Origin of the sequence: Mitsuokella sp. AF33-22, from assembly GCF_003475755.1 — a bacterium.
Lineage (GTDB): Bacteria > Bacillota > Negativicutes > Selenomonadales > Selenomonadaceae > Mitsuokella.
On the sequence record NZ_QRQA01000009.1, the window covers coordinates 6,314 to 31,516 of the forward strand.

At 58.5% G+C, this 25,203-nt stretch carries 24 protein-coding genes and 2 tRNA genes; 4 read left to right on the forward strand and 22 right to left on the reverse strand.

All coding sequences use genetic code 11. The features are described from left to right. Positions 1–33: 33 nt before the first annotated feature. The 3 genes from DWZ54_RS06800 (at position 34) to DWZ54_RS06810 (ending at position 1,032) form a co-directional block, all read left to right on the forward strand. Positions 34–108, forward strand: a tRNA-Glu gene (locus DWZ54_RS06800). A gap of 2 nt (positions 109–110) precedes the next feature. Further along, positions 111–185: transfer RNA gene (locus tag DWZ54_RS06805), tRNA-Glu, on the forward strand. An 88-nt stretch (positions 186–273) separates the two neighbouring features. Further along, positions 274–1,032 (forward strand): sulfite exporter TauE/SafE family protein, encoded by a 759-nt coding sequence (locus tag DWZ54_RS06810; protein ID WP_118475024.1) that lies wholly within the window; start codon positions 274–276, stop codon positions 1,030–1,032. Positions 1,033–1,147: 115 nt separating this feature from the next. Here the strand turns inward: DWZ54_RS06810 and DWZ54_RS06815 are convergent, their stop codons facing one another. The 22 genes from DWZ54_RS06815 to hydF form a co-directional block, all read right to left on the reverse strand. Continuing rightward, a complete protein-coding gene (locus DWZ54_RS06815; RefSeq protein WP_158573631.1) occupies positions 1,148–2,059 on the reverse strand; it encodes an ROK family protein in 912 nt (303 codons plus the stop codon). A 60-nt stretch (positions 2,060–2,119) separates the two neighbouring features. Further along, complete coding sequence (hydE, locus tag DWZ54_RS06820; protein ID WP_118475027.1) at positions 2,120–3,169, reverse strand: [FeFe] hydrogenase H-cluster radical SAM maturase HydE; 1,050 nt, start codon at positions 3,167–3,169, stop codon at positions 2,120–2,122. Further along, positions 3,153–3,836 carry a hypothetical protein gene (locus tag DWZ54_RS06825; protein ID WP_118475029.1) on the reverse strand — a complete coding sequence of 228 codons (684 nt, stop codon included), beginning with the start codon at positions 3,834–3,836 and terminating at the stop codon, positions 3,153–3,155. Before DWZ54_RS06825 ends, hydE begins: the two co-directional genes overlap by 17 nt. A gap of 82 nt (positions 3,837–3,918) precedes the next feature. Next, positions 3,919–4,854, reverse strand: a complete 936-nt coding sequence (gene metA, locus DWZ54_RS06830; RefSeq protein WP_118016201.1) for a homoserine O-succinyltransferase — start codon at positions 4,852–4,854, stop codon at positions 3,919–3,921. Positions 4,855–5,003: 149 nt separating this feature from the next. Next, positions 5,004–5,909 (reverse strand): LPP20 family lipoprotein, encoded by a 906-nt coding sequence (locus DWZ54_RS06835; RefSeq protein ID WP_118475030.1) that lies wholly within the window; start codon positions 5,907–5,909, stop codon positions 5,004–5,006. 40 nt (positions 5,910–5,949) lie between these two features. Next, on the reverse strand, positions 5,950–7,245 hold the full coding sequence (locus DWZ54_RS06840) for a hypothetical protein (RefSeq protein WP_147369904.1): 1,296 nt from the start codon (positions 7,243–7,245) through the stop codon (positions 5,950–5,952). A gap of 54 nt (positions 7,246–7,299) precedes the next feature. Continuing rightward, the gene (locus DWZ54_RS06845; RefSeq protein WP_118475034.1) at positions 7,300–7,974 is read right to left on the reverse strand and encodes a hypothetical protein; all 675 of its coding nucleotides are present in this window, start codon (positions 7,972–7,974) and stop codon (positions 7,300–7,302) included. Then, the gene (locus DWZ54_RS06850; RefSeq protein ID WP_147369905.1) at positions 7,925–8,740 is read right to left on the reverse strand and encodes a hypothetical protein; all 816 of its coding nucleotides are present in this window, start codon (positions 8,738–8,740) and stop codon (positions 7,925–7,927) included. The genes DWZ54_RS06845 and DWZ54_RS06850 overlap by 50 nt, the downstream gene beginning before the upstream one ends. Before the next feature lie 8 nt (positions 8,741–8,748). Then, positions 8,749–9,414: a CsgG/HfaB family protein gene (locus DWZ54_RS06855; RefSeq protein WP_118475038.1), complete on the reverse strand. Its 666-nt coding sequence runs from the start codon at positions 9,412–9,414 to the stop codon at positions 8,749–8,751. Between the two features lie 72 nt (positions 9,415–9,486). Further along, positions 9,487–10,587, reverse strand: coding sequence for a hypothetical protein (locus DWZ54_RS06860; protein ID WP_147369906.1), 1,101 nt, complete (start codon positions 10,585–10,587; stop codon positions 9,487–9,489). Between the two features lie 176 nt (positions 10,588–10,763). Next, the gene (locus tag DWZ54_RS06865) at positions 10,764–11,387 is read right to left on the reverse strand and encodes an AAA family ATPase (protein WP_118475042.1); all 624 of its coding nucleotides are present in this window, start codon (positions 11,385–11,387) and stop codon (positions 10,764–10,766) included. Positions 11,388–11,414: 27 nt separating this feature from the next. Continuing rightward, positions 11,415–12,404: a tripartite tricarboxylate transporter substrate binding protein gene (locus DWZ54_RS06870; RefSeq protein ID WP_118475191.1), complete on the reverse strand. Its 990-nt coding sequence runs from the start codon at positions 12,402–12,404 to the stop codon at positions 11,415–11,417. A 42-nt stretch (positions 12,405–12,446) separates the two neighbouring features. Further along, entirely contained in the window at positions 12,447–13,970 is a 1,524-nt protein-coding gene (locus DWZ54_RS06875) for a tripartite tricarboxylate transporter permease (RefSeq protein ID WP_118475044.1), read from the reverse strand. A gap of 19 nt (positions 13,971–13,989) precedes the next feature. Then, positions 13,990–14,481: a tripartite tricarboxylate transporter TctB family protein gene (locus tag DWZ54_RS06880; protein WP_158558788.1), complete on the reverse strand. Its 492-nt coding sequence runs from the start codon at positions 14,479–14,481 to the stop codon at positions 13,990–13,992. Positions 14,482–14,516: 35 nt separating this feature from the next. Then, complete coding sequence (locus tag DWZ54_RS06885) at positions 14,517–15,665, reverse strand: iron-containing alcohol dehydrogenase (protein WP_118475045.1); 1,149 nt, start codon at positions 15,663–15,665, stop codon at positions 14,517–14,519. 241 nt (positions 15,666–15,906) lie between these two features. Then, on the reverse strand, positions 15,907–16,893 hold the full coding sequence (locus DWZ54_RS06890) for a hydroxyacid dehydrogenase (RefSeq protein WP_118475047.1): 987 nt from the start codon (positions 16,891–16,893) through the stop codon (positions 15,907–15,909). 21 nt (positions 16,894–16,914) lie between these two features. Then, positions 16,915–17,787, reverse strand: coding sequence for a 4-hydroxy-tetrahydrodipicolinate synthase (gene dapA, locus DWZ54_RS06895; RefSeq protein ID WP_118016189.1), 873 nt, complete (start codon positions 17,785–17,787; stop codon positions 16,915–16,917). A gap of 66 nt (positions 17,788–17,853) precedes the next feature. Then, complete coding sequence (gene pdxA / locus DWZ54_RS06900) at positions 17,854–18,867, reverse strand: 4-hydroxythreonine-4-phosphate dehydrogenase PdxA (RefSeq protein ID WP_199663285.1); 1,014 nt, start codon at positions 18,865–18,867, stop codon at positions 17,854–17,856. 2 nt (positions 18,868–18,869) lie between these two features. Continuing rightward, positions 18,870–20,186 carry a four-carbon acid sugar kinase family protein gene (locus DWZ54_RS06905; protein ID WP_118475049.1) on the reverse strand — a complete coding sequence of 439 codons (1,317 nt, stop codon included), beginning with the start codon at positions 20,184–20,186 and terminating at the stop codon, positions 18,870–18,872. Positions 20,187–20,354: 168 nt separating this feature from the next. After that, the gene (locus DWZ54_RS06910) at positions 20,355–22,292 is read right to left on the reverse strand and encodes a sigma 54-interacting transcriptional regulator (RefSeq protein ID WP_118475051.1); all 1,938 of its coding nucleotides are present in this window, start codon (positions 22,290–22,292) and stop codon (positions 20,355–20,357) included. Between the two features lie 65 nt (positions 22,293–22,357). Then, positions 22,358–23,236: a hypothetical protein gene (locus DWZ54_RS06915; protein ID WP_233541643.1), complete on the reverse strand. Its 879-nt coding sequence runs from the start codon at positions 23,234–23,236 to the stop codon at positions 22,358–22,360. An 89-nt stretch (positions 23,237–23,325) separates the two neighbouring features. Then, positions 23,326–24,531: a [FeFe] hydrogenase H-cluster maturation GTPase HydF gene (gene hydF, locus DWZ54_RS06920; protein ID WP_233541644.1), complete on the reverse strand. Its 1,206-nt coding sequence runs from the start codon at positions 24,529–24,531 to the stop codon at positions 23,326–23,328. 96 nt (positions 24,532–24,627) lie between these two features. Between hydF and DWZ54_RS06925 the strand changes: the two genes are divergently transcribed. Continuing rightward, entirely contained in the window at positions 24,628–25,203 is a 576-nt protein-coding gene (locus DWZ54_RS06925; RefSeq protein WP_118475053.1) for a hypothetical protein, read from the forward strand.

Sequence of the window (25,203 nt, forward strand, 5' to 3'; positions counted from 1 at the left end):
GTTCATGGGTTCGAATCCCATAGGTGTCACCACGGCGCCTTCGTCAAGCGGTTAAGACACCGGCCTCTCACGCCGGGTTCATGGGTTCGAATCCCATAGGCGTCACCATCGGCACCTTCGTCAAGCGGTTAAGACACCGGCCTCTCACGCCGGGTTCATGGGTTCGAATCCCATAGGTGTCACCATTGCATGATACAGCCAGGATGCGATTTCGCTCCTGGCTTTTTTGTTATTTTCCCCTCACCCCATCTGCCATCGGAAAGGAAGATTCTCATGCTCCTCATCTCCATGCTCATCCTGGGCGCCCTCATCGGCTTTGTCGGAGCCGGCGGCGCCGGCGTCACGATTGCCCTCCTGACCGTGGGCTTCCATGTCCCCATCCACACGGCGCTCGCCGTGGCCCTGGCCTCCATGGTCTTCACGATGCTCTCGGGCACCATCAGTCATTTCCGCCAGCATGAGGTCCTCGTGAAGACCGGCGCCATCATGGGGCTAGGTGGCATCACGGGCGCCTACTGCGGCGCGAATTTCTCGAATCTCGTGCCCTCAGGTATCCTGAGCTTCATCACCGGCTTCATGCTCTTCTCAAGCGCTGTGACACTCTACATCAAGATGTACCAGGCCGAATGGCTCGGCCGCCACATCCACATCCGCCAGGAGCCGCTCACGGGGCGCAGGCTCTGGATCTACGGCCTTGCCATCGGCGTCTTCATGGGCTTCCTTTCCGGCGCCTTCGGCATCGGCGCCGCCGCCTACATCCAGCTCGCGCTCATGGTCGTCTTTGGCGTGCCTCTGCTGCAGACCATCGGCACCTGCATGATGGTCATCCTGCCGATCTCGGCGGCCGGCGGCCTCAGCTATCTCTTCAACGGACGCCTCGATTTCGCCATCTTCATCCAGACGATCATCGGCCTCATGGTCGGTGCCTGGTTCGGCGCCAAATGGACGCATCTCGCACCGCTGCGCCTGCTGCGCGTCTTCATCGTCGGCATGCCGGCCATCGGCGGCCTCGTCATGATCTTCTTCCACTGACCCGCCCGGCATATGGCCAGCTCACGCCAAAACCAAAAGGGACAATCCCCCTCGCACACGCAATACACGACGTGCAGAAGGGATTGTCCCTCTTTTTTTCGATGAAACCGATGAATCATTGTGCCTGCTTTGCATCGGCCTGCAGAAAGGCGTAAAGAGCGCCGAGCATGCCGGCATCGTTGCCGAGTCTGGCAAATTCCAGGCGCGTGCCCGCGCGCATGGCCGGCATGACGAGGATATCGAGCTGCTGCTCGATTATTGGCTGCAGCATCTCGCGCTGAGCCATGACACCGCCGCCAAGCACGATGACCTCGGGGTTCAGCAGGCAGCAGATGGCCGACAGCCCCTCGGCGATGGCCGCGGCCATGTCATGGATGGCAAGCATGGCATCCTCGTCACCCTGCTGCGCCCAAAGGAAGATCTGCTCTCCCGAAAGCTCCGCAGGGCTCATGTGATGCGTGAAGGATGCCTCGCGGATAAGCGCCCGCGTGGACGCGAGTTCCTCGAGGATGCGCTTCTCGCCATGAAGGCGCAGGAAGCCGAGCTCACCGGCACTGTGACCGGCGCCATGCCAGACGTTGCCGTCGAGCAGGAAGCAGCCGCCGAGGCCCGTGCCGACCGTCGCCATAAAGACAGAAGAAGCACCTTTGGCCGCTCCCTGCCAGTATTCGCCGAGGGCCGCCGCGTTGACATCGTTCTCGAGACAGCAGGGCAGTCCCGTCGCTTCGGTGACGAGCGCGGCGAGCTTCGTGCCGCTGTAGCCCGGAAAACTCGCTTCGCCGGCAAAGACGATCTCACCCGCAAAGCCCGGTTTTACGATGCCGGCCGTATCGATGGCCACGCCCGCGAGCTCGCCCCTTTGACCGAGCTCGTGCACAATGGCAATGACCTTGCGCACGATGCCGTCCCGGCCCTCTTCCTGCGCGAGCGTCGGGCGCCAGCCCTTCTCCAGGAAACGCCCGTCTTCCGTTGCACGGCCGTATTTGATGGCCGTGCCGCCGATATCCAATACCGCATACTGTTTCATCGCAGCGTCTCCCTTCCTGACGGCGCACACATGCAGGCTGCATGCGTCCCGTTCCATCGTCTAAATCTTCGCTTCCCGATGATGGCGAAACCCCTTGTCACGGGCGACAAAGCGCCCCATGGCCGCAATGCGCCCCTGCATGCACTGGCGGCAGTCTGCCGGCGTATCCGCCACGCAAATCTTGCCGGGATACAGCGCGTACTTGCGGCGGTAGTCGCCCTCTGTGACATTCGGCATCACCACGTTGGCCCCCGAGGAAAGGATGACCTCGCGGCCGCGCGGCACCATCGTCTCCATGGCCGTCGTGGCCGGGATATTGGCCTCCGGCAGCAGCAGCCGCAGGATGGATACCATGCGGCGCGTCAGGTGGAAGTCCCCGGGCTGAGCCTTGCCGAGCGGCGTATCACCGTTCGGGATCAGCGGGCCAATGCCGATCATATCGGCATCGAGTTCCTGATAAAAGAGCACATCGTCGGCCAGCGACGCGAGGCTCTGCCCCGGCAGCCCGACGAGCGTCCCCGTGCCGACCTCATAGCCGAGCTCGCGCAGATCCCAGAGGCAGCGCAGCCGGTTCTCGTGGCTCATGCCCGGATCATAGCGATGGTAGAGTGCGGCATCCGTCGTCTCAATGCGCAGCAGGTAGCGGTCGGCCCCGGCCTCCCGGAAAGCCTTGTACTCCTCACGGCTTCGCTCACCGATGGAGAGCGTGATGGCAATATCAAGCTGCCTGATGCGGCGCAGGATGCGGCACATGACGGGCGCAGAGAAATGCATGTCCTCGCCCGACTGCAGGACAACGGTACGATAGCCGTAGCCTTTGGCCTTGCGTGCAAGCTCCACGATCTCATCCTCCGTCAGGCGGTAACGCTCAATCCGCCCGTTTTCGCGGCGCAGGCCGCAGTAGCAGCAGTCCTGCCGGCAGATATTCGAGAACTCGATGAGGCCGCGCAGATGCACGCCATCCCCGACGAACTCGTGCCGCACCGCATCGGCAGCCCGTGCGAGCTGTTCTTCCGCAGATGCATCGCCGAGCAGCGTCACGATTTCCTGCCGCGTCAGGCCGTGCGTCTCTCTAGCCTTTATGATCAGCTCCTCACTTTGACCGGCCATTCTGTGCTCCTGTCCTGCCGGCCGTCTGGCGCGCACCCGCCTTTTTCTGCACGGAAGGCGCGGACGTGCCCTGCTTGATCAAAAGATTCAGCGGGTCCGTCCCGTTCTTCAGCAGCTTCTGGTCAGCCTTGCTGAGATTCCCCTTCGTGCGCGCGATGAGCTCATCCTGATGCTCCTGCGCGTAAAGCAGGATGGCACGGTAGAACTTCGCGTCCACGTCCTTGTCGGAACGGCCGCAGACCTTCATCGGCGTGCCGTCGTGCGTCGACGACAAGGCCGTCCAGGTATTGTCGAGATCGTCGTGCTGCGTGACCGTCACGGTCTTATCCGTCAGATCGAAGGACAGATATTCCGCACAGCCGACCAGGTTATCGTAACCATCGGTCGCCATCATCTTCCAGCGTCTCTTGTCGACGACATCCTGCTTCTGCACATCGTCATACGTGCGCAGCGTCGGGACGATCAAGGTATTGAGATCGATGTTGCCGCTGCTGTCAACGCCGTAGCACATCTGCTCTTTATTGAAATAGTAATTCTGACGTGAGGTAGACTGTACCCAGTGGAAAACCGACTCCGGCACCTGAATGGCTGCTGCCTGGGCCGGATACTGCGGCGCCGCTGCAAACAAAACAGCAGCCGCCAGAAGGCCAATGCCCCATTTCTTCATTTCCATACCCCCTGTTTTCGTTCTGAGCCTTATTATAGAAGCGTTCCATGAAAGTTCAGTGAAGCGGGCAGCGCATGCTTTATCAGTCGTCTTCCTCCTTGTACAGCTCGTCGAGCACGTACGGCGTTTCCTGATAGACGTAGTAGTTGAGCCAGTTGGCAAACAGGAGATGCGCGACGCTGCGCCAGCGCACGACAGGTTTCTGCGTGGGATCATCGTTCGGATAGTAGTTCTGCGGGATTTTCGGATGCATGCCCGCCTTCTCATCGCGGTCGTACTCCTGCTTGAGCGTCATCGGGTCGTACTCCGCATGGCCCGTGATGAAGAACTGGCGCTTCTTGAGATTCGCGATGGCGTAGACGCCGGCGTCGCCCTCGGCCTCGGCCAGGATGGTGAGCTCCGGCACCTTGAGGATATCTTCCTTATGTTCCTCTGTATGGCGGGAATGCGGCACGTAGAATTCATCGTCAAACCCGCGGAACAGTTTCTCATGCTCGACGCAGAGATGATGCTTGTAAACGCCGAAGATCTTTTCGGGCACCTGGTACTTCGGCACGCCGTAATGATAGTACAGGCCGGCCTGTGCGCCCCAGCAGATGTGGAACGTCGAGTAGACGTGCGTCTTGCTCCACTCCATGATCTCCGTGAGCTCGTCCCAGTACGCCACCTCTTCAAACGGCATGTTCTCGACCGGAGCACCCGTGATGATCATGCCGTCGTACTTCTTGTGGCGCACCTCGGCAAAGGTACCGTAGAACTCCGTCAGATAGTCCTGCGGCGTGTGGCTCGGCGTGTACGACTCCGTGTAGATGAAATCCACTTCCACCTGCAGGGCCGAGTTACCGAGCAGGCGCAGGAGCTGCGTTTCCGTGATGTACTTGATGGGCATGAGATTGAGGATGAGGATCTTCAGCGGACGGATATCCTGACTGTAGGCGCGGTCCGCATCCATGACGAAAATATTCTCACTCTCAAGGATATGTGCTGCTGGTAAATTGTTCGGAATCTTAATAGGCATGTCATCACTCCTCTCACATGCCTGCGTCTTTACTTGTATACAATCTTTTTCATTATACCATACGCATAGAAAAAACCGTACAAAAAACGAGGCAGCTGCTTCCTGCCTCGTTTTGTTTTTCATTTCGTCTTTTCCTGGTATCCGTCTGCTCAGCGCAGGAATACAACATTCGTGCGATCGAGGAAACCCGTCGCGCCGTTCTCGATGAGCACGCGGTTTGCATCGGCCACGGATATCACCGGATCGCCGCTGTGGTTCGTCACGGACACGGCCTTGACGACAAGCGGGTTGGAGCCGGCACGCGTCGCGCGGCTGATATCCGATACATAGCTTGCCATGCCGTTGGCAATGACCGTCTGCGAATCGAGATTCTTGTAGCCGTAGATGGGCTGGCCGTTGTCATTGCGGATAACCGGCGACATGACCGGCTTGAGGCCGAGGCCGCGGCAGTCCACGATAAGGCCCGTGAAGCCGCCCACGGCTTTGCCGGCAGGTGCGGCGGCAGCTGAGGAACCAAGCTTGCCTTCCGTCGTGCTCGGCAGCATCGTCGTACCGGAGAGGCCGACCGGCTGGCTCGGCGCAACGGATGCCTGCGGCTCCGGGAAGCTTTCCTTCACCGTCGACGGCGTGAGCACGGCACTGGCCAGCGAATTGGAGGCGCCGTACATCGGGATCTCCATCGTCACCATATAGCCGCCGTCGTCGAGCGCCTTCTCAGAAACGATCTTCGCGCCGCGTATAAGGGCCGATACGTGCGTCTTCGTCACATCGCTCGTCACCATCATATTCTCAACCGTCGTATCGGAATCGACATTGACGCCCTTGATGATCTCTGCCATCTGGCGATAGGCATCGACCACGGCTGCGCGGCGTGCGAGCATGCGGGCCTGAATGCCGCTCATGGCGCTCGTCGGTGCAACGCCCGTGCCTTCCACCGTGATTGTGCCGGAACTCCAGTCCGGCCCCTCCGAAGCAAAGACGCTGGCCGCCGAAGCTGCCACCATCAATGCTGCCATCATGAGGACGGACAGCATTTTCGTGATACGTACTTTCATAGGATCTCCTCCATTTCCTATCGGTTCTTGCCTTTACTATCTATTCTTCAACACCACGCGTGTCGATTGCACGATCCACGCGGCGATAGAAGTCCTTGAACATCGAGCGCAGGGCATTGGCATAGCGGTCGGCATCGGCCTCATCGTACGATTTCTCGAGAAGCACCTCCCCGGTCACGCCATCGACGAGCTGCAGATTCGCCCGCACGCGGTACCAGAAGCGGTAATAGCCGAAGCTGTCAGCGATGCTCGTCCGATAGAAGATGCGCTCTCCCTCGTTCTTCCTGCCCTTGTCATCACGCCAGGTAAAATGCTCCGTGCGGTAGCGTTCAAGAGACGTCTCCACCGAGGGCGGCACCCACGTCTCGCCGCGCGCATAGTCCGTCACGGTCCCGCGCACATAGTAGCGGGCCTTCGCTTCCGGCTCATCGACGACACGGACCTTGCGGAGCGTATCGCCGGCCTCATCCTTATACGCATAGTAAATCGTGCGCATCGAGAATTCATCCTGTGCGGTCTCGTCCGGCAGCGTCAGCGGGCCGAACCCCAGCGTCGGGGCATCCTTCTCCACCTTCTGCGGCCGGTCGTCCTTGAGCCGGTTCCAATCGCCCGTGAAGTTCTTGGCCACCTGATCGAACGCATGCTCATGCGTCACCTCATAGCAGTGGTAATAATCCACGAGCGTCATGGCCTTCCTGCCTGTATAGGCATCATAAAGCGTGAAATCCATATCGAGCATCTGCAGATGGCTGTCGTGCGCCGGTATCACATGGTTCTGCCGCCAGCTGCGGTAGCCCGCGCGATGGCGGTCGCCGTATGGCCCGTTAATCTCATCGTAATACCGTTCCATGCGGACCCTAACGGGCGTGGCGGGTGAATGATCGATGCGCACATCGGCCCTGCGGATATGCGGCAGCAGGTAGCCTTCCGCCCCCGTGATATCGTAAACCGCTTTTGCGCGTTCCTGCTCCGTCGCATAATGCTGGAGCAGATTCTCATAGGCGGGATTGTCCCGCATGATCTGACGCTTTTCCTGGGACTTGTCCGCCTGCTTCGCATCGTCCGGGTCCTCAAAGCGCAGGAACGTCGTCTTCTTGATGCGCTTCTGGACGCGCTTCGTGAGCATTTCGTTGTCAGCCTGCAGCTCATCCACGCGGCCATCGGGCTCCTCGCCATAACGGATGGGGAAAAGGATGATGCGCTTGAAATCCTTGGCCTGCACCTCGGCATGCTCATCCATCCAGATATTGCCCGCCGCCAGGACTGGCGCAGGCGCGAGCACGCCCCAGCATACAGCCGCCGCCAGCAGCCCGTACAGGGCACGTCGAATCTTCATGCACATCTCTCCCTTCCTCGACTGCTCCAACACACATCTCACTTATTCTCAGGATTACATCGCCGCCTTGCACTGCGCGGCCAGATTCGTCGCCGCGTCATCGAGCGCCTGCGCGATGGCCTCCTCCACGCCGCGGTCGTCGCGCCGCCAGATGGCATGATACGAGAGCTCGCTCTTGCGGCGCGAATCCGCCGTCGTGACGAAGACGAGCGCACCCGTGCGGGCATCCACGACGCGCAGGCTGACTTCGGCATAAACCGTCTTGTCCCGGCCGGAAAACATCAGCACGCCGCTCTGCGCCTTGACGTTGCTCAGCGTCGTCAGATAGCCGTACAAAAGATAATCGGCCTTGTCGGCAAACTCGGGCACAACTTCCCCGCGGCCAAGCGCGGAGATGACATCCGCCTCATCCAGGCGGGCCCGCCTGACCGCACCTTCATAATCCACGAGCTCAAAACGGTCATCTCCCGCCAGCTCCGCTTCCAGGCGGTCCCGGATGACGGGCAGCATCGCCTCGGGCTGCACGGGGAGGTCGCGCATCGCGATATCCGTCTTGGCAATCCGGCTCGAAAAGCCCACGACCGCAAGGCGCGGCAGCGCGGCTTCCGCTGGCAGGGCGCAGGCAAAAAGCAGCACCAGCGTCAAGCCGAAAAGCCGGCAGCCTTGCCAGATGCCGCCGTCACCGCAGCGACAGCAGGCCCGAAGCTTCCATATCCTTGACCAGATCATTCGTCTGCGCCTCCATGACTTCACTGAGTAACGTATCGATATTCATACCCTTGCCCGTCCTGCCCAGGCCAAAATTCAGGAGCTGCGCCGTCTTCCTGTTCTCGCAGTGTCCCTCGTAGACGCGTCCGTCGGACACGCGCACGAGATAATAATCAAGCGCCGCTGAAACCTTCTTGCCCCGCGTCTCCACATCGGTATGCGTGGCGAACCAGCTGTGCTTCAGATGCACATCGATATCCTTGAGATTGACAAACAGCAGGTAATCGGCGCCGTACTTCCGCCCGATCTCCTGCATCGTACTCTGCCGGACGGGTGTCAGGAAATACGGTCTCTTCGGCTGCGAGCGCCAGTCCGCGAGCCGCGCCTCATCATGGAAATACGCGCGGCCCATCATCGCATCGGCATAATGCGCGAGCTTCGCACTGGCCTCGCCGCGGTCGAACCGGTGCCCATGGATGATCGCATCCATATGGATGTCGGAAAGCGCCGTATCCTCGGCCGTACTGTCTGCCGCATCATGGCGGCCCGCCTCATTCGTGACATCGGCCCGGCCGACTGCGGCCAGTCCCGCATCATGCAGGGACTGACCGAGTTTATCGGCAAAGGTATCGAAGTACGCGCTCTTGAGTTCATCATCGCCGTAGCACTGGACTTCCCCAATCAGGATGACCGGCCCGGACGCCGCCTGACGAAAGAGTCCTGCTGCCTGTACGCTGCTGGTCCATACGAAGCAGAGCAGGAACATCAGGATCCCACACCATCGCATGACGAGCCTCACTTCCTGCGGCCTGCACGGCCCTCCATGCGCGCGACCAGGCCGCGCGGACCGTTGACGGCATCATCGACTGCAGACTCCAGGGCTTCGAGCACCTGCTGCTTATCCACCTCATCGGAACCGATGCGGATGAGGCCGAGCGGCGCCTTCGTCAGCGTATGCTGCTTGCGGGAATGGCCGATGGCCGCCAGGACCACGCGTCCCGTCTCCACATCGACAAGGCGCAGGCTTACCGTCGCCGCCACCTGGCTGCGCTTCGTGCCGGCGCCGAGCACCGTGGCCTGCGACCGGCGGGTCGTCACGCCGTTGATGCTGCCGAGCACGAGATACTCAGCTCCCTCCAGGCGGCCGAGCTCCACGCTCTTCTCAGGGTCGATGAGTCCCGTGCCCGCCAGGTAATACTCATCCGTCAGATCCCGCAGGCGCGCGCGTTCCACCAAGGTAAACTTGTCCGCATCGAGCAGGGACGTGCAGGCAAAATCGTAGACCTGTCCGAGCTCCTCACGGTTCCATTCACTCGACAGGATGCCCCGGTTCTCAAACGGCAGCACGGCAACGGCCGGGTGTTCCAGGATACTCCTGGAAGCCGCCCAGGCCTGACTGCCAAGGAGCGCGAACAGGCACACCGGCAGCAGCAGCCGCACCATCCACTTGCACATGCGCATCGCAAAACCTTCTTTCTTTTCCCTATCATATATTCACAGCCGGCATCATTACGTTCCTGCCAGTCTGCCGGCTTACCGGCGCGAAACGGCCAGCCTGGCCGACGCGGAAGTCACGCTGTCGATGAAAATCCCCAGCCTGCTCTTCGCTTTTAGCCTGTCCATGAGCGCTGCAGCTGGCTCGACCGTCTCCACCGATACGATGGCCTTGCCGGCTTCGCTCTCACGCAGATACACGGCCTGCACGGTGCCGAGGCTTTTGAGATCCGTCACGAGCTGTCGGACTGCCTCCTGGTCACTCGTAAAGACCTGCAGCTCCACCGTCTGACCAAGCTGCGTACTCAAATGGCGAAAGCGTTCCTCCATCTTCTGCGCGGCAGCAGCAGCCGCACGCGCGGCAGCCGCCTGCTCTGCCACCTCGAGGCCGTTGCCGGCGCCGCGTCCCGTCGTCTCGAATGTGCCGAGGACCTCCCCCGTATCAAAGCGCAGGATCCTGCCCGTCAAGCGGGCATTTCCCGTCTTGAGCAGCGTCGTGCTGTAACCGCCCTGACCATCCGGCAATGAAATCGTCTGGCCGCTGACCGTCAGTTCACCGAGCACGAGATAATCCGCGCCAAGAGTACGTCCTGCAGCAGCCAGGGCCGAACCGCCCGCGGCGAGATTGCCGAGGCGTTCCGCCCCCTGCAGGCCGGCCATAAGCGAAGGATCGACGACATGATGAAAGCCGAGTGCCACGAGTTTCTGATTCAGGGCCGCTTCGGCAGAAGCATCGCGCCCGCTGCCGTCCGCCCGGCTCACGATCACCGCAATGCGCGGATCGTTGAGATTCATGACCATGCTGAGATCGGCAAGCAGCGGAGCATCCGCATCCGTGTTGACATCCATGCGTGCCTTGACGCGAACCCCGTCACCATACGGGCGTTCCTCCAGCACCTGCACATCCCGGACAAAGCCCTGCGACCTTGCATAAATCGCGTCGAGCTGCACAGAAGCACCCTGCACGAGCGTGCGGGCATCCACCAGCGTACCCACGACCTGCTCCACGGCATTGCGCGCCGCGTCGCGCAGCGCACTCTGCCGGTCCGCGCCCTCGCCTTCGGCCACCACGACCTGTGCCGACGCCACCTGGCTCCAGAGCAGCAGCAGTAAAACGGCCAATACTGGATATCGTTTCATGATTCACCTCACCAGCTGTCCTTCTCTTGGGACAATTCGTTCTAATCTATCTGAAATTATAGCACCAATGATTGACCAGCTCAATAATGAGACCATTAGAAAAGAGCTGTGCACAAGCCGGTATTTTCCGGCTCATGCACAGCTCCAGGTAAGGGTACATTGATTGAAAGGGATGCTTATTTTGCCTGCTCCGCTGCCTGCAGCGACTCCACATAGTGGATGATGAGGTCTGCCGCCGCCTCAAGCGAGAGGTAACTCGTGTTGATGGAAAGGTTGTAATACTTGGGGTCGCCCCATTTGCGTCCCGTGTAATGGCTGTAGTAGCCACCGCGCTTGAGGTCTTCCTCATTGAGTTCCGTCAGGCTGCGTCCCTCATAGACGTCCTGACCGCGTTTCGCGCGGAACTCATCATTCGCACAGATGTAGAACGAATACGTATTCTTGCGGCGGCGCAGGACGTAATCGGCACAGCGTCCGAGGATGACGCAGGGGCCGTCATCCGCCAGGCGGCGGATGATTTCCGACTCCGAGTCAAACAGCTTGTCATTCAACGTCTGCGGGCCGGCTTTGACACCGAACAGATAGAACGGCATGAACTTGACCGGCAAGGCCGGGACCTCTTCTTCAAACTTCTTCAGCTTGTCGAATTTCATATCTTCGACGCCGACATCCTGTGCGGCCAGGCTGATGATCTGGCGATCGTAAAGCTTGACGCCCAGTTTCTTGGCCAGGATCTGCGAGAGCTCGCGTCCGCCTGAGCCGTATTCACGGCTGATCGTGATGACCGTACGTTCATTCATGAAAACTGCCTCCCATTGTGTAATCTCTTATTTCAAGTACTGCGAGAATTTCATGAAGTGATCCAACTGTTTCTGGAGTTCTGCCTTCGTATCCTCGACGCTCAGGCACCACGGAGCCTGGAAGTTCATCTTTTCGACTTCCGTCTTGTATTCCGGATTCTCCTTGACGACTTTCATAATCGCTTTGTTGAGTTTTTCGACGATGGCCGGATCCGTGCCTTTCGGGGCCAGGATGACGTAGTACGTATCAACCGAGAGGTCCGGATACGTCTCGCTCAGGGACGGGATGTTCGGCAGCATCTCAGAACGCGAGGAAAGCAGCGTGCCGAGCGACTTGAGCTGCCCGCTCTCGATGTATTCCTTCGCACCGCTGTACGGGATGGACGTGGCATCAACATGGCCGCCCAAGAGGGAGGTCAGACGGTTGGATGCATCGCCCGTATCGACAACATTGAATTTCGCACCGATTTCCTTATCCATGATGACCGAGGCGATGTAAACGCCGCCGCCCATCGAGACGCCGTATTTAATGGTATCCGGATTGGCCTTCGAAGCATTTACGAGATCTTCAATCGTGTTGTACGGGGAATCCGCACGGACGACAACATTTTCACCAGCCTGCTTGCCGTAGATGGCAACCGGCTCAAATGCCTCATAGCTGAAATCCGAAAGGCCCGTGGCCTTGTTGCCGATTAAAGCTGCCGTATTGGTCGCGATCAGCGTATAACCATCTTTATCGCCGTCTTTGTACTGTTCGAGTGCAATCGAGCCATTGGCACCCGTGACGTTGTTCGCGACAACCGACTGACCGAGATCCTTCTCGAGCAAACGCGCGAGCAGACGTGCATTGTAGTCCGTGTCGCCGCCGGCGGCGTGCGTTACCACGAGGTTGATTGGCTTATCCGGATACTTGCTGACATCGCCGCTTGATGCCCCCTCTTCACTGCCGCCGCAGCCCGCTGCGGTAATCAGGCAAGCTCCTAATGCGATGGTGGAAAGAATACGTTTCAAGTTCATGTTCATTCGCCTCTCTCTAATTTTTATACGCTTCTTCAAATTTTACGCTTTGTTCTGTGCTTCCTGAGCCGCCAGCTTCTTCGCTTCGCGGCGGTTCATAATGAAGGAAAAGATAAGTGCTGCGACAGCCACAGCCGTCAGGACAGCAGCGATGGGGTGACTCATCAGCGTCTCACCAGAGCCCTGCAGCTGAGCCACACGGCGGAAGTTCATCTCGAAGATTGGTCCCAGGATGATACCCATGATGACCGGCACCGTCGGGATCTTCGCTTTGATCATGCCGTAGCCGACAAGACCAAAACCCATGATGCTGTAGACATCGAAGATACGGTTGCTGTTGCCGAAAGCGCCGATGGCGCAGAGTACCATGATGATCGGCAGCAGGAAGTATTTCGGTACGGTCAGCACGCGGATGAACACGCGGATGCCGAAGAGCTCGATGAACAGCATGGCAATGGCGGAAAGGAACAGGGCAACGAACAGGCCGTAGATGACGACGCCGCTCTTCTCAAAGATCAATGGGCCAGGGGCGATGTTGTGCACCATCAGGCCGCCGAGCAGGATAGCCGTGACGGCATCGCCCGGGATACCGAGCGTCAGGAGCGGGATCAATGCGCCGCCGATGCCGGCGTTGTTGGCCGTCTCAGATGCCACGATGCCATCCATGATGCCCGTGCCGAACTTCTCGGGGTATTTCGACTGATTCTTGGCTGCCGTGTACGAGAGCATGCCGGAGATGGCACCGCCGATGCCCGGCAGGATGCCGATGATGCAGCCGATGATGGACGAACGCAGTGCATTGAATTTCTGTCCGAAGAATTCCTTGAGCGTAAAGCCGAAGCCCTTGATATGCACGTTCGTTTCCACGCGCATATCCTGTTTCTGACGAACTTCTTCCGCAGCCTTCGCTACTTCCGTAATGGCGAACAGGCCGATGAGGATGGTCAACAGGGCAAAACCGCTCGTGAGTTCACTCAAGCCAAAGGTGAAACGCTTCATGGAATCGACAGGGGAAAGACCTACCGTGGCAATCATGAGGCCAAAGAAGGCGCCCATCAGGCCTTTGACGAGATCGCGTCCCGCGAGGCTGATGACGAGAGCCAGCGCACAGACGGCAACCGCACAGTACTCAAAGGCGCCGAACTTGATGGCAACACTGGCGAGCAGCGGCGAAATCGTCACGAGCATGATCAAACCGAAGATCGTGCCGACGAAGGAGAACACAACGCCGACGCCGAGGGCCTTGCCGGCCTCGCCTTTCGCTGCCATCGGCGCACCGTCAAAGGTCGTCGCGATGGAAGATGGTGTGCCTGGTATATTCAGCAGGATGGCTGCAACCAGGCCGCCTGAGATGCCGCCGACGTACAAGGCAACCAATGTGGACAAGCCCTGTACCGGCGTCATCGTGTACGTGACAGGCAAGAACATGATGAGTGCCAGCGTCGCCGTCAGGCCCGGGACAGCACCGAAGATGATGCCCACGAAGACACCCAGAACGATGAACCCCAGTGTCAGCGGATCGGAAAATACCGACATGGCACCTTGAACCAGAATAGATGGATCCATAATTTCACCTCATCTCCTATCATCTCAAGATCCCTGCCGGCAGCATGACCATCAGGTATCTCGTGAAGAGGAAATACAGACTGATGGAAAAGAACACTGCCAGGCCGGCGGCAATCTTCCGGACTTTGCCATTGCGCTGATCAATTGGCGTCAGGACCCAGATCTGCAGGTACACGTAAACAATACTCGTGATGATGAAGCCCACAGGTTTCATCAGAGCCGCATACAAAATCAGCAAGATGAATGTATAGGCAACCTCTCTGCGATTCCTTATGGCTTGCACCATGTCGCGCAGCGAAGTCTTGCCTGTCTCCTTCCTCATCTTGAGCAGGCCGCGCACAATCAGGATAATGCTGAGGGCCAGCAGACAGCCGCCCCAAAGTTTCGGCACCGTCTGCGCATTGACCCCGGCCGTGGCGGAGCCGCCAAACACCTTGACGGTAGTGGTTTCATAGAGGTAAAATCCGGAGAACAGTGCCCCTATCAAACCTGTTATCAAATCACTTCTCATAGTCATCCGCTCCATTCCCTGTCATTTCATTTCGTTCACATGACTTTCTTGTAGATGCAACGGATATCGTCGAGCGACAGCTCCTTGCAGTTGTTGACAAGCAACCTCGTCTGCTGGCTGCCCGCCTCTACGAGGAAATCCAGGTCCTCCGGCTTTACACCGAATTCCTTGAGACTCGTCGGGATATTCGTTTCACTGACAATCGAGGCAATCTCGGCAATGATGCAATCGGCTTTCTCCGCCACCGTCTTGCCGGAAAGCTCCGGGTAAACCGCATCGCAAAGCTCTGCCAGACGGTCCTCGCAGGCATCCTTGTTGAACTCCATGACGTGGGCGAACAGGATGGCATTCGAAACGCCGTGAGCGATGTGATATTTGCCGCCCAGCGGATAGGACAGGGCATGCACGGCCGTCGTGCCGGAACCCGTGATGGCCACACCGCCGTAGAAGGCACCAATCATCATCTCGGCTTTGGCTTCGAGGTTATCGGCTTCTGCATAAGCCTTCCGGATATTGTGGAAAATCTTGCGTGCGCCTTCCTTAGCATACGTATCGCTGAGCTTCGTCGCTTTTTTAGATGTGAAGCATTCCACAACATGAGCCAGGGCATCGACGCCCGTTGCGGCGATGATTTTCGGCGGCAGCTTGGCAATCATGTTCACATCAAGGATGACGTAATCCGGGATCATGCAATCGTTGACGATGCCCTGCTTGGATTCCTGCTCTGGAATGGCCACGATGGCGTTGCAGGTAGCTTCCGAGCCCGTGCCGCAGGTCGTCGGCATCATGACGGTTTTCGTCTGCTTGTGAGCAATGCTGCTGTCCTTCAGCAAATCGCGCAGCGTGTAATCTGCACCGACAATGATGCTGGCCAGTTTGGCCGCATCCATGACGCTGCCGCCGCCGATGCCGACGATGAGATCCGGCTGGCTATTCACTTCTGCCAGGACACGCTCGATATCCGCAACAGCAGGTTCCGCCGTCAAATCCTCGATAACCGTCACATCGGCATACTTGCCGCAGATCTCCTCCGCCGGTTTGCTGAGGCCCAAGCCGCGAATCCCCTTGTCCGTAAAGATCAAGACATGCTTCGCCGCTTCCCGTTCTATGATTGTGATGAGTTTCTCAACACTTCCCTGTCCTGCGAATACGACCGAAGGAATTGTAAGCTGACAGTTCTTCATATTAAAGCCTCCATTTATATATGATGAATCATGCGTTATGTCTTCTGCCCTATAATAATGCAAGCCGCGTGCCAACTTTTCTATCCCTAAGATTCTTACAATTCTTACGCTTTTTACCGTATTTTGTTGCACTATGCAATATTTATTGTATTATTTTGCAACGACAATGGGACACAACCGGCACAAAAAATGGGAAGGCACACATCCTTGTGGGTATGCCTTCCCATTTTCTTATCCCGTATTACTTCTGCCAACGCCCATGGTTGTACGCATCGGGGTTGCAGACCTTATCCCACCTCTCACCGCGGATGACGGCCAGCACGCCTTCAGCGGCGAGCGTTGCCACGCCAGAGGCAGCCTCCTTGGTCTGTCCGGCCATATGAGGCGTCACGATAATATTGTCGAGCTGGAACAAAGGATCGTCGACGCGAATCGGCTCATGCACGACGACATCCGTGGCAGCAGCCTGGATCCAGTTCTCCTTGAGTGCCTTGCAGAGCGCAGCCTCGTTGATGATGCCGCCGCGGGCACAGTTGACGAGGATGCCCGTCGGCTTCATGAGCTTGAGCTCCGGCTCGTCAATCATGTTCTTCGTGGCCGGCGTCAGCGGCGTATGCACGGAGATGGCATCGGCCTCCTTCAGGATGTCCTTCATGTCCGCACGATAGCCATAGCCCCAGCCTTCCACCGTCTCCTGCTTGAGGAACGGATCGTAGACGAGTACCTTCATGCCGATGCCCGTTGCCAGCTCGGCCAGGATCTTACCGATATGGCCGCAGCCGATGAGGCCCAGCGTCTTGCCATAGAGCTCATACGCCTTGTACTCGCTGCGGATGCCGAAATTGCCCTTGCGCATCTCATGGTCACAGACCAGCATATTCTTTGCGCAGGCAAAGATCATCGCCATCGCATGCTCAGCCACGGAGCGCGTATTGGCGCCCGGTGCGATCACGACGGGAATGCCGAGCTCCGTCGCGCCCTTGACGTCCACGCTGTCCACGCCGACGCCCGGGCGTCCGATGGCCTTGAGGTTCGGGCATTGCTCCATCGTAGCCTTGTCGATGGAACCGATGCGGATGATGACGCCGTCCGCATCCTTCAGATACGGCAGCATATCGGCGGGCTCGCCGGAACCGACGATCACGACCTCTGCGCCGGCGTCCTCCAGGACTTTCATGCCATCTTCATGGAGTCTGTGCGAAATTACGATCTTAGGTGCTTTTGCCATGCCACGTCTCCTGCCTTTCTATCAATACTGCTTGAATACTTCTTTGAGTGCATTCACGATCGTCGGGTTCGTGCAGTTCGACGGGCGTCTTGCTGGACCAACGTTCCAGCCGCGCAGATTGACCGCGAGCTTGACGACGGAGTTCGGATTGCCCATCTGCATGACGTTGCGGAACGGACGGATCTTCTTCTGGGCCTCGTTGGCCTTCTCGATGTCGCCGGCAGCCCAGTATTTATAGATGCTGACCATGAGCTCCGGGAACACGTTCGAGCAGCCGGAAATCGCGCCCGTGCCGCCGGCCATGAGCGTCCAGAGAATCAGGGAATCGCTGCCCGCGAGGACCTGGATGCGTGGATCCGTGTTCTCGATGTATTTGAGCGTGTTGTCGAAGTTGCCGCTGCTGTCCTTGATGCCGATGATGTTCTCGAACTCCATGAGTTTCTTGACCGTGCTGAACGCGATGTTGTTGCCCGTGCGTGCCGGAATGTTGTAGAGCAGCATCGGCATGTCAACGGCCTTGGCAACGGCACTGTAATGCTCATAAAGGTCGTCCTGGCTGACGGCGACGAAGTACGGCGAGATCACGGACAGACAGTCAACGCCGAGAGCCTGGACCTTCTTGGAGAACTCAATCGTCTCCTTCGTCGTGACGCAGCCCGTGCCGGCATAAACAGGAACGCGGCCGTTTACCGCCTCGACGGCCGTCTTGATGATCTCGAGCTTCTCTTCCTGGCTGAAGGCATAGAACTCGCCGTTCGTGCCCAGCGGGAAGATACCGCTGACACCGGCATCAATCAGATGGTTGATGAATTCCTTGTACATTTCCGGGTTGAATTCTTCCTTCTCATTCAGGGCAGTGACAACCGGCGTAATCAGACCTTTTGCTTCAAACATCTTTCTCGCTCCTATCCTTTAATTGTACAAAATCATGAATATATATGTATTTAAAGTTTCATTCCGTCAATCCTTCAGGAGGTCGGCAAATTTTACCTTGGCCATTTGGGCACCCAGGCGCAGGGCCTCCATCATGCTGTCCGGCTTTGCCTTGCCCGTACCGGCCACAGGGAATGCCGTGCCATGATCGACCGAGGTGCGGATGCAGGGCAGGCCGACCGTCACATTCACGCCGCTGTCAAAGCCCAGCACCTTGATGGGGATATGGCCCTGATCATGGTACATGACGACGACGATATCGAATTCGTCGAGGTTCGCAGCCCGGTGGAACACCGTATCCGGCGGCTCCGGTCCCGATACATCCCAGCCCTTTGCCTGCGCTTCCTGAATGGCCGGCAGGATTTTCGTTTCTTCCTCATCGCCGAACAGACCGTGCTCGCCCGAATGCGGATTCAGGCCGGCCACGGCGATGCGCGGCTTCTCGATGCCCATGAGCTGCAGCGTCTCCTGCGCCAGCTTGATGACCTTGAAGATGCGCTCCTTGGTGAGAGCCTGCGGGACATCACGGTACGCGATATGCGTCGTAGCATGGATGACGCGCAGCTTCGGGCTCGTCAGCATCATCGAGAAATCCTTCTGGCCCGTCAGATGGCCCAGGATTTCCGTATGCCCCGGGAAATGGACGCCGCCGAGATTCAGGGCCTCCTTGTTCAGCGGAGCCGTCACGATGGCATGCACCTCCTGCTTCATGGCAAAATGGCAGGCCCGTTCGATGTACTCATATGCGGCCTTGCCAGCCCTGCCGTCCACCTTGGCAAACGGCAGGTCAGCCGGCAGGTTGTTGAGGTCAACGACATCGATGGTCCCCCGCTCGTAAACACCGTCGGCCGGGTCCTGAATCGCATGGCAGCGCAGGTCGGCGCCGACAATCTTCACGGCCCGTTCCATGATCTTCAAATCGCCGAACACCACAGGACGTGAAATATCGTATATCTCAGGAGTGGACAGTGCCTTGACAATGATTTCAGGGCCGACGCCTGCTGCATCGCCCATCGTGATTCCCAATATCGGTTTCTTCATATTTATGCCTCCTGTAAATTAGACTGCTGATTCTCCGGCATCGCCTTGATCATGGTCAGCGACTTGGCGAACGTGTCGGGACGCCCGAACGCACCGGCCTTCGTGACCACAAAGACGGGCTCCACATTCGTGCCGCAAAGATACCCCAAAGGGACGCCCGGATCGACTTCCTGCAGGATCTCGATGCGATCCACCCCGAGAGCCCGGCAGATGTGCACCGCTGTATCGCCGCCCGTGAGCACCATGCCGGCCATCCCCGAGAAATCGAGACGGCTGACGATGGATGCCATGATGTTGGCGATCTTTTCGCTGACTTCCTTGCCGCTCAGCTGATACCGGCGGCCGGCGTGCACAGCCCTGCGCACATCGGCATCATCCTCGGCCGCTGTCAGCAGGACATCGTGCCCTGCTGCCATCGCGGCCTGTATCTGCTCACCATATGCATTGATGCGGTCTGCATCAGAAAGGACCGCTTCGACATCCAGCTTCAGACGCGTGATGTCCATCTGCTGGCAAAGCGTGCGGATCTGCGTCTGCGTCACATGGCTCACGCTGCCGGCACAGACGAGCACCGAACCATGGCGCGAGGACCACGAGGGATATGACTCACCCTGCCAGCCGTAAAAATACGCCATGTAATCGGCAAGCCCCGCCGAGCCAACCCAGAGGATTTTCTTCTTGTCGTACTCGTGCAGGGCATCCATGAGCGTCAGGAAGTTCTGCTCCTCGACAATGTCACAGATGACCCAGCGCCTGCCTGCGAGCTGGAACTCCTCAATGGCATCGTGCACGGCCTCCACGCCCTGGCGCATGACCGTGAAATCCAGGATGGCGCATGAGACCCCCGGCACCTGTTCCCGCAGGATATCAGGAATATACGATTCCTTGACGGGCGTCTTCGGCGCATGGCCGATCTCCGTCAGTTCCAGCAGCGTGCCATTCAGCAAATGGTAGCCGCCCACCGTGATTCTCTTATTGACCGGATAAGCCGGTGCTATGATTACAAGATCCGGATTGAACGTATCGGCAACGGCCTGGACTTCTGCCCCCCAGTTGCCTCGCAGGGTCGAATCAATTTTCTTATAAATGCATTCCGCACCATATTTCTTGACCGCTTCACTGATGCGGCGCACCTTCTGGTACGCTTCGCGGACATCGAGATCCCGGCTGTCCGAGTCAATCACGATGACCTCGCTGCCGCCGGGAGGGTCCTTCGCAAGATCCAGCTGCACACTGGCCCGCATCTGTCGCTTGGCAAATTGGAGAGCGGTATCATTCGCACCGGTAAGATCATCTGCAATCGCCGCTAATTTTACCATTCCATCACCTTATTTCTCACATAACATGCCTCACCCATACTATATGCAAGAATGGTGCCAAGCCGGAGCCCATGATTTTTCACGATACGGCACATGTGCAAAAACGGTATTGTTGCAAAATGATACATGAGTTATCTTTTTGCAACAATACCGTTTGCAAGCCGCGATTCAGTTGTGCTGGTATTTCTTCATCTTGCGCCACAGGGTCGTGCGATGAATTCCGAGCCGCTTGGCCGCGCGGCTGTAGTTGTAGTCTTCTTCCTGCAGCACGCGGTACATCGTCTCCTCCTCCACGCTCTGGAGGACGTGGCCGTTCTCCTCCTCATGCTCCGCCGCTTCCGTCAGCTGCGCAGCAGGCACGGCCTGGCTGCTCCGGTGGAACGGCCGGATCTCAACATCATCCTCGCAGGCCGCCTGGATATCCGCCCGATCGATTTCCGTGCCGTCCGTCAGCAGCATGATGCGCTCAATCATATTCGCAAGCTGGCGGATATTGCCCGGCCAGGGCAGTTGCTGCAGGAAATCCGCCGCCGCATCCGTCAGAACCGTCAGCTGCGGGTTGAGCTTCTGCATCTTCTTCATCATCGAGCGCGCGAGCAGCGGGATATCCTCGCGCCGCTCCGCCAGCGTCGGCATGTGGATGCGCAGGATATTCAGGCGGTAATACAGGTCCTGCCGGAACTCGCCCTTTGCCACCATATCGGCAAGATTCTGGTTCGTCGCCGCGATGACGCGTACATCAACGGGGATAATGCTCTCGCTGCCCAGCGGCATGACCTCGCGCTCCTGCAGGACACGCAGCAGTCGCGACTGCAGCGAAATCGGCATCTCGCCGATCTCGTCGAGGAAAAGCGTGCCGCCATGCGCCATCTCAAACACACCCTGGCGGCCGCCCTTGCGCGCCCCTGTGAAAGCGCCGTCCACATAGCCGAACAATTCGGATTCCAGCAGATTCTCCGGCAGAGCCGCACAGTTGACGGCGACAAACGGCCCCGACGCGCGCTGGCTCATGTTGTGGATGCCCTGCACGAGCATCTCCTTGCCCGTGCCCGACTCACCCGTTATCAAGATCGTGGAATCCGTCAGGGCATAGCGTGCAGCCTTGTTCTTCATATTCTGGCAGGCCCGGGAACGGCCGATCACATTCTCCATGCGGTACTTGGCCGTCAGGCCCTTCGCCATGAGCTTCTTGCGGATGCTCTGCTCAAGACGCTGGACCTCGGATACCTGCTGCAGCGTGTAGATCGTAAAGCCGGAACTGCCATTCTGGATGGTCGAAATCTTGACGAGCATCTGCTTGCCATAGACATCCGCCATGATCTCGCCGGCCGTATGGAGCTGCCGTCCCGTCAGGCTGCTGCAGAATTCCGCGAGCGGCTTGCCCATGACCTCATAGCGGACGCGATGAAAGATCAGTTCGGCCTCCGGGTTGAAGAGGATGATCTTGTCCTCACCGTCCACGGCCACGATGCCATCCTGCGATTTGTTGATGACGGAACTCAGCATGCGCGACTTGACTTCGTCCTGCTGCACGACCCGGGAAATGAGCACGGCTTCCTGCAGAGCCTGCAGAATGGCCTGCTTGCCCGACTCAATCACCTTGGCCTTCAGGCCGTATTTCTTGGCCACGCGCACCGAAACGGCGTCGCCGACCAGGACATCTACACCCTGTCGGATGGCTTCCTGAATCTTTGCTTCGGCTTCCTCTTCCCCGCGGATCACAAACTCAATGAAATGCATGTCGAGAATCTTCTCGATCTCCTCACAGCCGTAGACCATGTTGTCAAACCCGGAAATGCCGATTTTATGCACAGAGCCGCGTTCCGATACCTGGAGGACCGCCTGCATCACATCCATGACTGAAACCTGGATGCGCACGACGGGCAGATCCGCCGCCGAGGTCAGCAGCCTTGCCGTGCCACCGCGGCTCACGATCACCTTGATGGCATCGCCCGTATTCTTTTCCAACAATTTCCTGGCGTCCTCCAAATCGGCTTCCACCACCCGGAACAGCTTCTTCTGCTTGGGGAACTGCTCCGCAATGACGAGCTCAATATCCTCCGCCAGTTTCCGGAACGGAGCCACGATCAAGATTGGTGCCTGCATAAAATCCCTCCAAAAACGGGTACAAAGCGGCAAAGCTTTGTACCCGTATGCCTGTTATTTCCCTGTCAAAGCCCGATGCTGTAGCGGTTGACCCACTCCGAATGCTCTTTCGCATAGGCGCGCAGGACCTCCAGCCCCTGATAAGCCGGACTGTCCGCGGCAATCATGCGGTAAGCTCCGTCGAGCGTGCTTTCAAGCTCCTGCCAGCCATCCTGCGGCGTCCAGCGTTCCGCACGCACCGTGCGCTCCGTGCCCTGCGGCAGATTGACGGCCTTCTTCATGAAGACGATCTGCGACACATTGCCGTTGGCGTCCTTCGTCTCCGCCCACTGCCAGACGATCATATTTGAGCCCTTCATGCGCATCGTCGTCGTATCGGCCGTCACATGCGTCGTGACACCGTCCACCGAAGTATTCTCCCACAGTGTAATCCAGCGGTCCGCGGCGCTGCTGCGCGCCACCTCGCCCTGACCGAAGACACTGTCGACAATGGCCGTATAGAATGATTCATCGAACTGCTGGCTCGTGATCTCCTTGACACGGCCATCCGTCTTGGACCAGATGACCTTGCCCTGCGGATCGTAGAAATCCTCTTTCCGATACTGTACGGTACGGTTCTGCGGATTGACCACGACCTCCGCCAGGCTGTACGAGAGCTGCGCGGGATCCGGGATCAGCGTACTCAGGCCATAATTCTCAATCGTCTCCTGAGCCCCTTCATAACTGTACGTCGTCTTGGTCCAAGCAGCGATCTCCGTCGGCACCGTACCGTGACTCGTCACGGCACGGTGCGTGACCACGACGGAAGACGGGTCAAAATACTTGCTGTACTTGCTGTCGGAATTCAGCCAGTACCAGCCATCGGCACTTGCCGTCCCCATCGGCACGACAAAAAGAGCGGTCAGCAGCAGGAATGCGGCTGCCATGCGGAAAATCTTGAACATAGAGACACCTCATTTCACGCAAAACATCACGAACACACTGTTACCTTTCCTTCTATTCTACCTGTTTCCGTACAATTCGGCAAGAATCCTCACATTTCATGCGGCAAACGTACATCCGGCAGGATACCCAAAAGGGCCGCAATCGCCACCCCGTAATTCGTCATCGGGACTCCCTGAGCCCGGCAGGCGGCCACGCGGCTCAGGACATACTGGCGGTTGAACATGCAGGCACCGCAGTGGATGACAAGATCATACGGCGCAAGATCCTGCGGGAAATCGCGTCCCGATACGACCCGTATGTCCAGGGCACCGCCAAAACGCCTGCGCAGCAGGCGCGGCAGCTTCACGCGGCCAATATCCTCCTGCAAGGGCTTGTGCGTGCAGGCCTCCGCGATGAGGATGCGGGCATCTCCCGGCAGCTGCAGCAGAGCTTCAGCCCCCTGCACAAAGAAATCGATGTCCCCCTTGTACGCGGCGAACAGCACCGAAAACGACGTCAAAGGCGTCCCCTCCGGCAGCGTATCATGCACGATGCGAAACGCCTGCGAATCCGTGATGACGAGATCCGGCGCCTTGCGCAAGGCAGCCAGCATCGCCGGCAGGCGGTCCGTTGTGCAGCTCGACACGAGGCATTTCCTGTCGAGGAGCTCCCGCAGCGTCTGGACCTGCGGCAGGATCAGCCTCCCCTTCGGCGCCTGGATATCCTGCGGCATCACGAGCAGCACATGACAGCCTTCCGCCACGACACCGCCCGTGATCGTGCGCTCCCGGTAATCCTCCGGCAGCGCCCGCATGATCTCTTCGCGCAGCAGCTCCAGCCCCTGACGCTCCGTGGCACTGACGCGCAGAACAGGCTGCCCGGTTTTCGCCTCGATGCGCCGTGCCAGCCGCTCGCCTGCCTTGCCGCGCTCATCCATGCGGCTCAGCACCGCAATGGCCGGGATCTCCCGCTGACGGAAATGTGCCAGCCAGCGAAGCTCCTGCTCCATATCCTCATCCGTAAACAGCACGAGCGCGATATCCGTCGCCTTGGCCGCCTGCCGCGTCTTGTCCACGCGCAGCTCGCCCAGGGTCCCCTCATCATCGAAGCCGGCCGTATCGACAAAGACCACCGGCCCGATGCCATGGATCTCCATCGATTTATACACGGGATCCGTCGTCGTGCCCGGCACTGCGGAAACCGTCGCCACCTGCTGCCCCGTCAGGGCATTGACGAGCGATGACTTGCCGCTGTTGCGGCGGCCGAACAAACCGATATGCAGCCGCATCGCGCGCGGCGTATCATTGAGACTCACATTGCATCCCTCCTGTCCATGACATCACCTTACCACATATGCTACAATAATACCAGACTTAAATCATCATAAACACGAATGATTCGGAGGCATATCATGAACGATTATACCAGTTTCGAAGTCGGGCAGAAATTTCCGCTGCCCATCAAGACACAGGCCGATGGCGGCATGTTCCAGCTTGACGCCAACGGCGCCATGTTCATCCTGCAGCTCTCCCACACGGACGTCATCGCGCGCGAAGCCTTCCGCACGGGCAAGATGGAATTCGCCCTCTACGAGCAGGAAGGCATTCTCTTCCTGCTCTACCAGATTGATGGCATCTTCAAGGAAGGCTGGGGCGATGCGCCGCTCTCCTTCGGTGCACTGAAGCCTGAGCTTCTGCCCAAGGCCGACAGTCTCAAGGACGGCATCCTGCACCTCTACCTCGTCGATACGAGCCTGCAGATCCTGCTCGCCCAGCGCGACATCAAACTCAACGACAAATTCCTAGCCGTCCTACAGAAGCACATCGCCCGCCACGAACAGCACCCGCTCTCCCAGGAAACCTTCATCAAAAAAGTCCAGCGGATCTGGGCAGCAAAGACATCGGACGCCATGCGCCAGGATGCCTGTGCCATCCAGGAAGTCCCGCTGGACATTCCTCATGCACCGAACAAAAAAGATTTACATTGA